Consider the following 13,545-nt stretch of genomic DNA (forward strand, 5'->3'; position numbering starts at 1 on the left):
GCGGTGGATGAGATCAAATTAATTCATTTAAATTATGAATTCTGTTTGCGAATTGAAACATCTTGGTCAAATTCTCACACTATCTTGAAGTCCATTTCTTGCTCACAGGTTGATAGTTGCTTATCATCTACGTTCGCAAGCAATTATCTAGGAAACGTATGCGTCATTTAGCTTTATTGGTCGTGGGTTTATTGGCCCTTCCTGTTCATGCTCTTACTACTGTTGATTTGTATCGCTCTGAAATCACAATCGATCAAGAGAAGCAGAACGGTGATGCCGCTGCTCGAGTTGAAGGCATGAAAGAGGTGGTTATTCGTGCCTCTGGTGATCGTGATGCTGTTAATAACGAAGTGGTTAAAAAAGCACTTCGCCAGCACTCTCAATATTTATCTCAGATCAGTTATGGTCAGGTGAATGACCAATCCTCGATACGTATGAATTTCAGTGCTCCTCATATCCGCAGCTTATTAAGCCAGGCTCAATTGCCATTTTGGCCTCAGTCTCGCTCAAACCTGTTGGTGTGGTTAGTTGAAGATTCGAATTTCGAACGCAATATTTCTTGGGAACATTCATCGACTCGAACGCTGAATCGCATTAAACATGAAGCGCAAGTACGCGGCTTACCACTTACCGTTCCTGTCGGTGATTTTGATGATATTACCGGTATCGCTATTTCTGATGTGTGGGGTGGTTTTGTCGAACCGATCAGTGCAGCGAGTCAACGTTATCCAAGTGATGCGGTATTGGTTGTTCGTGCCCAAGGCAATAACCTTCGCTGGACACTCTATGATCAAAAACCAGACAGTATGATGTCACGATCTCAAACGCCTATGACAGGTAGAGAATCAGGCTCTCAGTCAGCGGCAAACATGATTAATGCATTGAGTGATTACTACGCTAACAAAGACGCAGTAGTCGTTGCTAGTGAGTCGTCAGAAGCTGTAATGGCACAATTTACTTTGATTGATAGCGCACTCGACTTCTTTCAACTGGAAAATAAGCTCAAGTCATTATCTTCAGTTGCGTCGTTGGATATCTTAAAGATCCAAGGTACTACGGTGACCTTTAATGTTCACCTATTAGCATCTCAGCAAGACTTTGAGCAAGAAGTGTTACGTATGGGACAAGTGACCAAGATGCCTGAACTTATCTTACCTAACGAAACAAGCAGTGAAACTGAACAACCGATCAATGTTGAAACGGATTCTGTTAACTATGTAACTGAGTCAATCGATGGCGTAGACCCTATTATTGCAGAGCCTATTCTTATGGACTCAACAGTTGCAGAGCCAGTTGAAGTTGAAAAAAGAACATTACCTGCAACGTCATTACATGTTCAATCGTCACAAATGGAGTCATCAACCGGCATGGCTTTACCTAAAACGGATGAAGAGCCAGTAATTGATTTAAACTCGATACTTAGGTTTGAATGGCAAGGTCAATAATCAAAGTACTCATTTAACTTTGATAAGGTAAATAAAAATAAACCGCAGAATAAGTTCTGCGGTTTTTTTACAAGGGATGGATTTTGAGCTAATTCATGATGATCTCGATAGTAATCTCATCAAACGAGTAAACCTTACCGCCAAACTTCTTACTAAATGCAGTTGCATCGTCTTGCTTACTAAAGCTTGCGAGTGTCATTCCCATCGCACCCTTCTGGCTTGATCCCACAACATACCAAGCGGTACGCCCATCGATAAAGTACTGATCATCAGGTTTATGCCAAGGTGTTTTGCTCATGTCGTGGACAAACACTTCGCGTGCTTGAGTGATATTTTCTGGTTGAAGTAAAAAGGCGAATAGGTCACGGGTCGAACAAAATTTATTCACGTGCTCGCCGGTTGATTGATAAGACTCACCTTTTGGGCCAGGGAAGTTGCTGATGATCATTCCGCATAAATGACATTCGTCTGCGCTTTCAATGGCAACAGCTTGACGAAGCATTTTCTCTTGAGGCTCCTCGCTGCAACCCAATAACACCATACTGAAAAGAGCAAGTAAGTATGTTTTTTTTGTGAAGAATAAATTCATTGTTAGTCCTTATTAAAGCGTTTGCTATGACGTTAAAGTGTTTTCTTACGGAAAATAGCCAAAGCGATACATAGTGGCACAACGACCCAAGCTAGCATGGTGAAGAGTAAGCTGGTGGTCGAATAACTATTATTGATTGCAACTGCCAATACACCGCTGATATCACTAGTATTGAGCGCTGAAAGATTGATTAGACGAAAAAGGTCCGCAGGATTTAGCATCATAAGTTGAACCAAGTCATGCTGACTTAGACCATCACTGGCACCCACAAGTAGGGCTAATAGAGCCAAATCAAACACCAATACGAAGAACAACCATGTCATTAAAGCGACACCTGCAGCTTTAGACTTTTCGCTGACCACAAGGCTAATTACATAAGCAATACTGATAAAGCTCAAACCAAGCAAAATAGAGGTAAGTATAAACAGCCCAAATGCTCCCCATACCGAAGCGAAATCACTGGTGACACTGAGCATAAGCCCTGCGCTGCCAAAGCCAATAATAGTGGCCAGCGCAATAATGCTCGCCTGACCGATAAACTTGCCAAGGAGAAGTTGCCCATGGCTAATAGGGTAGGTCATCAGTAGCAGTAGCGTCCCAGATTCCTGTTCACCAACAAAGCTGTCGTAACAAAGAAGTAGCGCAATAAGGGGGATAATAAAGACCGATAAACTCGATAAACTCGCAATAGTGGTGGAAATTGAAGGAGCGCTTAATGTTCCAGATGCGGCACTTCCATAGTAGCTAAGCCCTATAGATAGGAGAGCGAAAATGCAGGTTATGGACACCAACCAACGGTTGCGTAATCCATCTTGAAACTCTTTAATACTGACAGCTAAAATTGGATTCATTGCTTCACCTCGTTATCCATTGATAGGGGTTTTATTGGCTTCGCAGAAGTAGATAAAAAGTGTTGGTAGATTTGCTCGAGGTTTGCAGGTGTCACATGAATATCATGCAACGATTCGTAGTTGATGAGTTCTTTTAACACGTTGATCTTTTCTGACTCAGGAATATGAAGTTTATCGGTTTCAACCATAAAGCCTGATAGACGCTCATTTTTGGCTAAGGCGCCATTGATACCATGAGTTTTAATGACGACAGGAAGTTGGGCTTGTTGGCGTAGCTGCGCAAGAGTTCCTGATGCGACTGTGCTGCCCTTTGACAGAATCATCGCTCGGTCGATGTGTTTTTCAACTCCAGGTAAAACGTGGGAGCAAAGTACAACGCTCGCACCTTGGTCTTTCAATTGGTCAACACTCTGGTAGAAATCTTGAGTGGCGATAGGGTCAAGACCAACGGTTGGCTCATCAAGCAGCAAAAGCTTAGGTTCTCCTAGGAACGCTTGTGCTAGACCTAACCGCTGACGCATTCCTTTTGAGTAGTGTTTTACTTGTCGGTGTTTGGCATCAAGAAGACCAACTTTCTCAAGTAGCGCTTGAATATGATTTTTTGGTACAGATTTCAGGCGACCAAAATAGGTGAGTATTTCAAGGCCGGTTAATTGGTCATAAAAGCTGACGTTTTCTGGTAGGTAACCGATAGATTTACGCCCGTGCCACGCTTGTTTACTGCATGGGTTTGACCCAAAGACTGAGACACTCCCTTCACTGGCTGCAATAACCCCCAAGATAAGCTTCATCATGGTAGTTTTGCCCGCGCCGTTGTGACCAAATAGGCCGAGTACTTCGCCACTTTCTAATTGAAGGTCAACTGAGTTGAGTGCGCGGAGCTGTTTGTACTGCTTAGTTACTTGTTGTAACGAAACGATGGAATCCGTCATGAGGTTTGTCCTATCTCTTGTGGCTCAATCTCATCGTGAGAGAGCATAGGTTCATCTTTTTGTGCGGGCGTCATTAAAGGAAATGAGTCTTTGACGCCGGGTGGCTTAAGAATAGGGAACTGTTTTTGTATCCATCTCAGCATTAATACTGACGGGCTATCAAGTAGAACCTTTGACTCAGGGTATTTCCAGACAATTTTGTCGATACCATCGTTGGGTTCAAAAGGTGTGTCACCTATGTTGTCGTTGTTGAGGTCCCAACCAAGGTAGTTACTCCAATAATTACCAATGCCATCTTCGCTCCACTCTTGCTCACGAGTTGAAACGTATTTCACTTGAATGGGATTATTTATAAAGCTGTTACCAAAAATCTTGCCTCCTTCAGATCCGGCGGTTAGGTGAATGCCAATTTCAGCAGTATCTACGGTGTTATAACTGATAGTGTTAAAATTTGAGTTGTAGACAAAGAGCCCTTTACCTTCTCGACCAATCACTTTGTTTTCAGGGTAGGTCCATACATTTTTAATCTGGTTGTGGCTTATGTCTGACGAGGAAATGAAGTTCATTAAAATACCGTAGTCTTGGCTATCGATACTTCTATTTTTATGTACTGTGAGATCCTTTGAACTCATGAGTGCATAGCCTGCACGGGTATTGTAGGTGAGATTACTAATGACTTGGTTATTGTGAGAGTACATATAGTGAATACCATAGCGAAGATCATGCATAGTATTGTTTTTTAAGAGGCTCTCTTGACTGGATATTACGTATAAACCGTCTCTGGTTAAGCTGATGGTATTATTTTTAACGACAGCATGCTTAACACCCGATAGCTGAATGCCATTGCCGCGATCTGCGGATCGTAGCTCAGGATTGCCGACAATCGTGTTGCCTTCAATGTTGATATGCTCGGATTTTTGGGTCCATATACCGAACCCGTCACCTTGGAGTTGGTTATTTTTAATCGTAAGGTGAGTTAGCGATTGGTCGTTATAAATGCCTGCATTTTGCTCAGTGAGATCATCACCCCAGTTGATAATATTGAGGTCTTCGATAGTGATATTTGAGGAAAGTAGAGTCAGGGCATTTCCTGAGCCATTCGCGTCGATAGTCGTGTTGCCACTTCCTTTAAGCGTAATGCCTGTTGGAATAGAAAAATTTCCTACATAGTGTCCATCAGCCAATAGAATCACATCACCTTTTGCACTGCTATTCAGCACAGACTGAAGATCATCGTTTGCTGTTAGGGATACTTCAGAAGCAAGTAATCCAAAATGAGCCAAAGAAAAAATAGGGACAAGCAAATAGGCTTTCAATTTCAAATAAGCCTCCTGAATTAAACGTATTTGAGATGGGCGAATTAAAAAAGCCCCCCATTATGACTAGCATAGTTGGGGGGCGTTAAGTTTTACGCTTCGACCAGCATGCGGCCACGCATTTCCATGTGTAGAGCGTGACAGAACCAGTTACAGTAGTACCACTGAACCCCTGGCTTATTCGCTGTGAAAGTAATAGACGATGTCTGTTGCGGACTGATTTCCATTTGTGCACCGTGGTTTGTCATACAGAAACCGTGGCTTACATCTTCAACCATGTCTAAGTTAGTGATAACAACAGTGACTTCGTTACCGAGTTTGACTTTAAACTCGTTCATACCAAACGTTGGTGCAACAGACGTCATGTAAACACGAACTTTATTGCCATCGCGGATGACTTTGTTGTCAGTCATTACGTTAACGCCGTCTTTCTTCGCCATTTCAATTGTTTCTGCAAAGATCGGGTCATTTCGGTCCCAAATCTTAGCTGGTTTAACTTTGCTTCGGTGGATAATTGTGCCGTCATGCGGTTCTGCGAAAGTTGGTCCATCGTGGACTAGCTTCATCTCATCACCAGAAATATCGATCAATTGATCATTTTCTGCTTTCAGTGGACCAACGGGTAGGAATCTATCTTTCGAGAACTTACATAAAGAAACAAGCCATTTACCATCGGCATCACGTGTTTCACCACTTGAAGTACTGTTATGACCTGGCTGATAGTGAACATCGATTTTTTGGCGAATATAGTTAACCTTTTCACCATTATGGGCGCGTATTGCTTCTTCAATGTTCCATTTTGCAATTTGGCTATCAAGGAAGAGTGTGGTGTATGCAAAACCCTTGTTATCAAATGCAGTATGCAGTGGACCGAGACCAAGCTCCGGCTCTGCCACAATGGCGTCACGAGGTTTAATTTTATCATCAAATAGCGAGTCTAATTTAGCGATTTCAATGATCGATACGGTAGGGGATAACTTACCATTGGCCATGAAGTACTTGCCATCTGGTGAGGTGTTCATTCCGTGTGGTGACTTAGGTACAGGGATGTAACGAGTAAGGTCTGAGCCCTTACGCCCGTCTAATACAGGAATTGAATTGTCATTGTAGGTTTTAAATTTACCTGCTTTCAATGCGGCTTCACAACGAGCTAGGCTGAATACAACGACATGGTCACGCTCTGCTGTGATCATTTCGCCTAAATTCATACCCATTTCAGAGTTATAGCTGGTGGATGCGAAGTACTTACCATCGTAATCAGCATCGGTATTGTCGAGGTTACCATCGACCATGACTTGGAAAGCGACTTCCATTTTCTCTGCATCAATTACGTTGAACAGAGAGCGATAAGTACTGACGTCTTCCAATGACGATTTACCATCGTTGTTCATTGGGATTTCGAATTCACTATTACAGATGACGTATTTCGTTTGAGGTGCTTTTTGTACCCGCAAGCCGTGAATAGCTTGCACATTCGGAATGGTAATCATCTTATCCACTTTCATTACATCACAGCGGATACGAGCCACGCGAGAGTTTGCTTTATCGTTGATAAATATATACTTACCGTTGTAGCGACCGTCCGTCATACTCATGTGAGGGTGATGCGAGTCACCAGACATGATGTGTGCGCTATCGCCTTTAATGCGCTTACTTTCGTCTGTAAAGCCCCAACCTGTCGCACTACAAGTGTTAAATACCGGAATTCGCATCAGCTCACGCATGGATGGAATACCTAGAATACGAACTTCACCAGAGTGACCACCACTCCAAAATCCATAGTACTCATCAAGTTCACCAGGGTGGACAAATGGGCTATTTTGAATTTCTTGTGCTTGTGCTTTAGCCATTGACGCAAACATGGCGGCAGTCATTGGGGCAGCAGCAACACCTAACCCGATCGCTGCACTTTGACCAAAGAACTTACGTCGATCCGTATTGACGGGGGTATTCTCATTGTCGAGTTTGCTTTTGTCATCACTCATTGGTAAATCTCCATTTTCTTTATAGTTTTTGACTTATTCGGCAACTAACGACCTAGATTCAATGGAAGGCCGTTTTGCGTTTATAGTTGTGTTACAGGAATCTCGGATTCACGTTGTTTCATTTTCTTACGTGCCAGTTTTTTTAATGGTGGGCACTTTCCATCATTGGAATAGGTAATTTGGCAATCTAAACAGTAATGACATTCACGCATGTTGATGACGCCATCTGGGTGGATTGCTTGGATTTCACACTCTTTTGCGCAGGTTTTACATGGCGAGCCACATTCCGGTCGTCGTTTGAGCCAGTCAAACAGGCGAACGCTATTGGATACCGACAGCGCAGCACCAAGAGGGCATAGATAGCGACAAAATGTTTTACGATTGAATAAGTTGAGAGATAAAAGAAACACAGCCCATAGAACAAATGGCCACTCTCGATCAAATTTAAGCAAGAAAGTTGTTTTGAAAGGCTCTATTTCAGCAAATTGCTCAGCAACGGCCAGTGAGTCCAGAGATAAACCAAATAGACCAAGCAGGATCAGATACTTAATCGCCCAAAGCCTTTCATGTACAGCCCAAGGTAGCTCAAATTGAGGAATCTTAACGTATCGTGCAAACTGGTTAATAAGCTCTTGAAGTGCGCCAAATGGGCATAACCAGCCACAATAGACTGCGCGTCCCCAAAGCAACATCGTGACTGCGGCAGCACTCCATAATATGAAGATGACTGGGTCGAGTAGAAATAAGTCCCATGAAAAATCCTTCACCAAGGCTTGAAGGAAGGTGAACACGTTAACAACCGAAAGTTGCCCGCCCCAAATCCAACCGATAAACACCACGGTAATCGCTAAAAAACCATGACGCAGTCGATGCATGAAAGTTGGGTGGCGTACTAAGATATCTTGGAAAAATAGGATCAGTATCAGAACAACTATTAGCCCAATTAAAATGATGACCTTTACTTGGCTCTCTTGCCAAACTTGCTGGGTTAATGTGAGTTCAGGTGGAAGAATAATCGGCTCTGGTGTGTCTACGTATTGTTCTAGACTGTCATAGCTGCCTTTAAAACTGGTAAAGACACTATCAATAGGGCCAGTTTGTCTTCGAATTAATAGTTCTAGCTGCCAACTTGCTCCGGGATCAAAATCATGATGAACTCGGACAATAAACACTGACATCTCTTGAAATCGAGGGCTTCCTTGCGCGACCAAATCACTAATACGGTTATGGTCTAAATCACGGAATGAAAATTCATTGCCATTTTGGTGTACTTGAAGCCTGTCAAAGATACCCCCTCTCACATAGCCAGAGCCTTTATAAGAGTAACCATTACCAAAGACAGCGACTAAATGTTCGTCGGGTTTTAACTGATTAACTAACCACTCATATTCACTATTGCCAAATAGGTTCTTTCCTATCGTCGGAATATCAGCAATCGTGTAATAAACTTCAGCAAACATTTCTTTGTTTTCGCTAGAGTCTACGCGATCAATATTTTCTCCATCGGTTTCATCAAAAGCGGTTTGAACGGTTTCATTGGTTAAATACAGTTTTCTAATCGAGCCGTCACCCGTGAGTTCAAGCCACGTTCTATCTGCGAAGACATCTTTTTTGATTGTTGATTTGGGTTGAATGATATTGCTTGAACGTTTGATGATACCTAAAGATTCAGCTGCTTTGGTTGCCGCTTTTGTGATGGCGACATTCATTACCATTACCGTGACTGTTGCGCCTGATAGTCCATCAATTGGGGTAAACCCTTCTTGACTCGCTTTACCACCAACCTTGATTTTATCTTTGACGGATAAGCCTACATATTGATCACTAAAGGCGGTCAATTTACTTTCAGGGATCCCGGCTAAAATAATCGGCTCGTGATGCTCTAAGACTTTGGATGCGAGGTATTCACCGTCAGGATCCATAATGACGAGCATGTTAACGGGTTCGCCAGAGTAGGCTGGAATTCTTTCTATATCGTTAGTTTCAAACGCATAGCCTAGTATGGTGTCGTCTTGTTTGATGATTCTAAGTAGTGGTTCGCCTTTTTTCACTGATATGTCTGTGAGAAGTGGGAACACGTCATGAATTAACGGTATAGGATCTTTGGGAGGGCTTACAAATAGTGCATAGCTCGGAGATGCACAAATCCATAACGAGAGTACGAGAAGTAAGTGTTGGAATATTATTTTTATTGTTTTGGAAAACACTTTCATTGCAGCTATGTCCTTATACAAGCGTCTAAAAAAGAAGCAATGTGTGGGCATAGACTAATTGATAGGGTTCGTTGCTTATTGATTCAAATCATTATAAATCTGGTCAATGATTTAAAATTTCCCGAAACTTAATCGCAGTCACGTTAATAAAATGTGTTCATCTGATTTATACGTTCTAACGATATTATTCACTACTGGTATTGATGATATTAACCATTTAAAGTGTAAGGTTAATGATTTGAAAGAATAAAAAACCAGACTTAGATTGTCTGGTTTAATGCTTATGGGCTAATTGTTAACTACTAAAGGGCGGGTATTAACAATTAAGGGCTACAAATAACTAAGAGTCATTAAAGCGAGCCTTTTCTTGTTTCTCGACTTGAGACAAGCGGATAAGTTTCGTTCCTAGCTCTTTACCTCTGGCACGGGTGTAAAGAATATTACCGGTAAATGCCATGGTGGTTAAACCAAGTTCAATCGACGCTAGTAGGATTTCTCCCTCTCCAATGGTTAAGATCACGAGCGCATGAAGAAAGTAGAGCATCAAAACAAAGTTTGCCCAAGCGTGAGTGTAAGGCTTGCCTGCAAGTATACCGGGCAGTGGAAGTAACAAAGGAACGCACCACGCTATCGCGAGTGTTAGATTGTTTATATGCGGATGTGGGGATAAATACCATTGCCATAGTACGACCAAAGAGATAAGTGCAAGGTTGCTAAAAAGCGCGAGCCATCTAAACTGTTTGGTTCTGGTTGTCATATCTTGTGTCATGTTTATCCCTATCTACATTACCTTTATCGAATATCGCCAATAAAGTTCACGCCCTTTATAAACTAACCGTTATAAAATTTCTAGCACTTGCTCGGGTGGGCGGCCATGTCGAGCTTTGCCATTTGAAACAACGATTGGTCGTTCAATTAACTTTGGATTGTTCATCATTGCCGAGAACAACTCATCGTCAGATGCGTTCGCGAGTTCAAGACTCTTATAAATATCTTCTTTGACTCTCATCATCGCTCTAACGTTGTCTAATCCCAGCTGTGCGTATAGGACTTTTAGTGTCTCAACCGTTGGTGGGGTCTCTAGATAGTTAACGATATCTGGAGAGACATTATTCTCTTCCAAAAGAGCAAGAGTTTGGCGGCTTTTAGAGCATCTAGAATTGTGGTAAATCGTAACTGACATGATTATCTTCCTTATAAATTTTATTATTGAAGCGCGAGGAATCGATCTCGCTGTACCATTAATTGGTCAATACGAGCATCGTATCGAGCTTGTTGTAGACTGCCTAGCTCGGCGATTTGCCCAGCCTGAGTATAAAACTGAATCGCTTTATTCCAGTTCGCTTTGAGTGCAAGAAGCTCTGCTCGTGCTGCTAAGTCCTCAGCACTGTTTCCAAGCGCGATATGTGCCTCAGAGAGTAGGTGCCAACCATTCACATCATCGCCGTTATCATGGGTGTAACGTTGAAGAACACGGATCGCCTCAGTATTCTTATCTTGTTTAAGAAGTACGTTTGCGTAGTTGATCGTTAAAACGGCGTTGTTTGGTTTTGATTTTAGCGCACGTTCGAGCATTGCTTGAGCTTTTTCAGGCTGCTTTTTTTCTATATATAAATCAGAGAATGCATCCAGATAAAAATTGTTATTTGGGTCAAGCTTGATGAGGTCGTTGAGTATTGCCTCTGCTTCATCGAGCTGCTTGTCGTCAAGGTGAACGAGCGCTTTTCCGTATCGATAAGCGGGTTTAATGTCGGCATCGGCACGTCGTTCTGCACGATTTAACCAGTCCATTGATGCACCACTCTCTATATTCGCATAACGAGCAACAATTCGAGACCGCGCTAATTGATAATCAAGAGACGGCTGAATACGCATTGGCGGATACCCACGGGCTCTTTCACGGCTATCGGTAATACGATCTTCTGGAAGTGGGTGAGTGAGTAGCATAGGTGGTGGCGTGCTTGCATAGCGATACTCGTCTGCTAGGCGACCAAAGAAACGAGGCATCGCTTTTACTTCAAAGCCTGCCTTTGCAAGGGTATTAATACCAAAACGGTCGGCTTCTTTTTCGTTGCTACGGGTATAGTTGATTTGGCTTTGCATGCTACCCGCTGTTGCCGCTGTAATCGCAGCAATCCCGGCTTCTGGTGCTGCAATCGCGATCAACAAAGAGGCTGCAAGTGCGGCCATTGTTGCTGGTGAGCGTCTTGCTTGGTCTTCCATTCGCCTTGCCAAGTGGCGCTGAGTAACGTGAGCAATTTCGTGAGCAACAACAGAGGCAAGTTCACTTTCTGATTGTGCGTGTAAAAACAACCCTGAATGAAGAGCAACATAACCACCAAAAAATGCAAAGGCATTAATGTTTCGGTCACGGATCATGAAAAACGTAAATGGGGTTTTTACATCATTAGCATTAGCAACTAAGCGATGCCCTAATGAATCAATATATTCATTTAAAACAGGGTCATTAACAATGGGGGAATTGTTTCTCAGAATTCTCATGTACGCGTCGCCATAGATGATTTCTTGATCTATGGTGAGAGTTGCCCCTGCTGCGGTACCTATATCAGGCAGTTCTATATTGTTGGCCATTGATACAGAGGGACTGGCAATAGCAGTCGCGACACAAAGGCAGACAAGCGAGCGGGTGCGTTTAAACATATTAGTCAACAATACTCCATTTTCATTGCTGTTATTGACACTGGTTTACCAATTTGGTTTCAACTATTCCAATCCATGCATGAAATTGTGAGAAGAAATTTAACTTTGGTCAGGTATAAGTGGATACTTTAACGTTGATAGCCTCGCAAATACAAGGGCTGCACAATGAAACATGAACTTGATTTTGTTTGCTGTTCAAAACCCTATACAATGTTGGCTTACTCAAATGCATAGAGTCGAGAGTGGAACAACTTCTAGATTTACGTTGTGAGCGCTGCCCAATGGCACTGTTACTAGCGAAACGCTTCATTGCAAAGCTAATAGACGGAGAAGTAGCAGAAATTTATGTCTCTGATCCTAACTCCCAACATGACATCGAACGCTATCTTCAAATGAAGAGCCACTTAGTGACGAGCGAAAAAATAAATGACTACTTTTGCCTTAAAGTCGTCGTATAAATGAAAGGGAACGCTGCTTAATGTTAGATATGGTTAGTCGTTGGTATAAACGACGTTTTTCTGATCCGCACGCTGTAAGTTTGGTTGCGATCTTATTTTTCGGCTTTGTAACTATCTACTTCTTTGGCTACCTCATTGCCCCATTGCTAGTCGCGATTGTTCTTGCCTACCTACTTGAATGGCCAGTGACTAAACTGAGCCGTATGGGTTTGCCCAGAACACTAGCGGTGATCTTGGTGATCCTCTCATTTACTAGTGTGATGATATTAGCGGTATTTGGGCTAGTTCCAACCATTTGGCACCAAGTCGGTAATTTAATCAACGACATCCCTAGCATGTACATTGGTTTACAACAGTTTATCTCTGTATTGCCTGAAAAGTACCCTGAGCTTGTTAATGTACAGCTTGTTGAATCACTCATGGATAACATGAAGAACCAAGTGATTACCATGGGTGAAAGTGTCGTTAAAGGTTCACTTGCATCTTTAGTGAGTTTAGCAACGCTCGCTGTCTATTTAATTCTGGTGCCGCTATTGGTCTTTTTCTTATTAAAAGATAAGCAAGAGATGATGTCGATGGCTAGTGGAATTTTACCAAAGAATCGCCGATTAGCCGATAAAGTGTGGGTGGAAATGAACCAACAAATTTCCAATTATATTCGCGGTAAAGTGCTCGAAATTCTCATTGTGGGTGGTACTAGCTACATAACATTCGCAATATTAGATTTACGCTATTCAGTACTGCTGGCGGTCGCGGTTGGTTTCTCGGTACTGATTCCATATATCGGTGCCGCAGCAGTGACAGTTCCGGTTGCGATTGTAGGCCTATTTCAATGGGGACTTGCACCACCGTTTTACTGGCTTTTGTTCGCGTACGGCATTATCCAAATGTTAGATGGTAACGTTCTTGTGCCTATCTTATTCTCAGAAGCGGTTAACCTACACCCAGTGGCAATTATTGTCGCAGTGCTCGTCTTTGGTGGATTATGGGGTTTCTGGGGAGTGTTCTTCGCTATCCCACTAGCAACGTTGGTTAAGGCTGTTATTAATGCACTGCCAAGTCATGACGATGAAGAGTTGGAAGCGAACGCATAGT

The 13,545-nt window shown here is 42.6% G+C and carries 12 protein-coding genes; 3 read left to right on the forward strand and 9 right to left on the reverse strand.

Features of this window, described 5'->3' with window-relative positions:
• Positions 1–158 precede the first annotated feature (158 nt).
• A complete protein-coding gene (locus L4C54_RS09270) occupies positions 159–1,445 on the forward strand; it encodes a DUF2066 domain-containing protein (RefSeq protein ID WP_428807975.1) in 1,287 nt (428 codons plus the stop codon).
• Positions 1,446–1,533: 88 nt separating this feature from the next.
• Here L4C54_RS09270 and L4C54_RS09275 read toward each other — a convergent pair whose 3' ends face one another.
• From L4C54_RS09275 to bepA, 9 genes are all read right to left on the reverse strand, one after another.
• Entirely contained in the window at positions 1,534–2,034 is a 501-nt protein-coding gene (locus tag L4C54_RS09275) for a nitrous oxide reductase accessory protein NosL (RefSeq protein WP_428807976.1), read from the reverse strand.
• A 32-nt stretch (positions 2,035–2,066) separates the two neighbouring features.
• A complete protein-coding gene (locus tag L4C54_RS09280; protein WP_428807977.1) occupies positions 2,067–2,885 on the reverse strand; it encodes an ABC transporter permease in 819 nt (272 codons plus the stop codon).
• Positions 2,882–3,817: an ABC transporter ATP-binding protein gene (locus tag L4C54_RS09285; RefSeq protein ID WP_428807978.1), complete on the reverse strand. Its 936-nt coding sequence runs from the start codon at positions 3,815–3,817 to the stop codon at positions 2,882–2,884. The genes L4C54_RS09280 and L4C54_RS09285 overlap by 4 nt, the downstream gene beginning before the upstream one ends.
• Positions 3,814–5,139 (reverse strand): nitrous oxide reductase family maturation protein NosD, encoded by a 1,326-nt coding sequence (locus L4C54_RS09290; RefSeq protein ID WP_428807979.1) that lies wholly within the window; start codon positions 5,137–5,139, stop codon positions 3,814–3,816. Before L4C54_RS09290 ends, L4C54_RS09285 begins: the two co-directional genes overlap by 4 nt.
• Positions 5,140–5,225: 86 nt before the next feature.
• Positions 5,226–7,118, reverse strand: coding sequence for a TAT-dependent nitrous-oxide reductase (gene nosZ / locus L4C54_RS09295; RefSeq protein ID WP_428807980.1), 1,893 nt, complete (start codon positions 7,116–7,118; stop codon positions 5,226–5,228).
• Between the two features lie 80 nt (positions 7,119–7,198).
• Positions 7,199–9,331, reverse strand: coding sequence for a transcriptional regulator NosR (gene nosR, locus L4C54_RS09300; RefSeq protein WP_428807981.1), 2,133 nt, complete (start codon positions 9,329–9,331; stop codon positions 7,199–7,201).
• A gap of 340 nt (positions 9,332–9,671) precedes the next feature.
• Positions 9,672–10,100 (reverse strand): DUF2069 domain-containing protein, encoded by a 429-nt coding sequence (locus L4C54_RS09305; protein ID WP_428807982.1) that lies wholly within the window; start codon positions 10,098–10,100, stop codon positions 9,672–9,674.
• 69 nt (positions 10,101–10,169) lie between these two features.
• On the reverse strand, positions 10,170–10,514 hold the full coding sequence (gene arsC / locus L4C54_RS09310) for an arsenate reductase (glutaredoxin) (RefSeq protein WP_428800842.1): 345 nt from the start codon (positions 10,512–10,514) through the stop codon (positions 10,170–10,172).
• 23 nt (positions 10,515–10,537) lie between these two features.
• Positions 10,538–11,992 (reverse strand): beta-barrel assembly-enhancing protease, encoded by a 1,455-nt coding sequence (gene bepA, locus L4C54_RS09315; protein ID WP_428801270.1) that lies wholly within the window; start codon positions 11,990–11,992, stop codon positions 10,538–10,540.
• Between the two features lie 242 nt (positions 11,993–12,234).
• Between bepA and L4C54_RS09320 the strand changes: the two genes are divergently transcribed.
• Complete coding sequence (locus L4C54_RS09320) at positions 12,235–12,450, forward strand: sulfurtransferase TusA family protein (RefSeq protein WP_428800841.1); 216 nt, start codon at positions 12,235–12,237, stop codon at positions 12,448–12,450.
• A gap of 20 nt (positions 12,451–12,470) precedes the next feature.
• Positions 12,471–13,544: an AI-2E family transporter gene (locus tag L4C54_RS09325; protein ID WP_428800840.1), complete on the forward strand. Its 1,074-nt coding sequence runs from the start codon at positions 12,471–12,473 to the stop codon at positions 13,542–13,544.
• The last annotated feature ends 1 nt before the right edge of the window (position 13,545 follow it).

This window comes from Vibrio lamellibrachiae (assembly GCF_050337265.1).
Taxonomy (GTDB): Bacteria; Pseudomonadota; Gammaproteobacteria; order Enterobacterales; family Vibrionaceae; genus Vibrio; species Vibrio kyushuensis.

Excerpts from the sequence above, each read along its gene's own strand:
- nosZ (WP_428807980.1), bottom strand. The coding sequence starts at position 7,118 with ATGAGTGATGACAAAAGCAAACTCGACAATGAGAATACCCCCGTCAAT.
- arsC (WP_428800842.1), bottom strand. The coding sequence starts at position 10,514 with ATGTCAGTTACGATTTACCACAATTCTAGATGCTCTAAAAGCCGCCAA.
- L4C54_RS09305 (WP_428807982.1), bottom strand. The coding sequence starts at position 10,100 with ATGACACAAGATATGACAACCAGAACCAAACAGTTTAGATGGCTCGCG.
- nosR (WP_428807981.1), bottom strand. The coding sequence starts at position 9,331 with ATGAAAGTGTTTTCCAAAACAATAAAAATAATATTCCAACACTTACTT.
- L4C54_RS09270 (WP_428807975.1), top strand. The coding sequence starts at position 159 with ATGCGTCATTTAGCTTTATTGGTCGTGGGTTTATTGGCCCTTCCTGTT.
- L4C54_RS09285 (WP_428807978.1), bottom strand. The coding sequence starts at position 3,817 with ATGACGGATTCCATCGTTTCGTTACAACAAGTAACTAAGCAGTACAAA.
- L4C54_RS09275 (WP_428807976.1), bottom strand. The coding sequence starts at position 2,034 with ATGAATTTATTCTTCACAAAAAAAACATACTTACTTGCTCTTTTCAGT.
- L4C54_RS09280 (WP_428807977.1), bottom strand. The coding sequence starts at position 2,885 with ATGAATCCAATTTTAGCTGTCAGTATTAAAGAGTTTCAAGATGGATTA.
- L4C54_RS09325 (WP_428800840.1), top strand. The coding sequence starts at position 12,471 with ATGTTAGATATGGTTAGTCGTTGGTATAAACGACGTTTTTCTGATCCG.
- bepA (WP_428801270.1), bottom strand. The coding sequence starts at position 11,992 with ATGTTTAAACGCACCCGCTCGCTTGTCTGCCTTTGTGTCGCGACTGCT.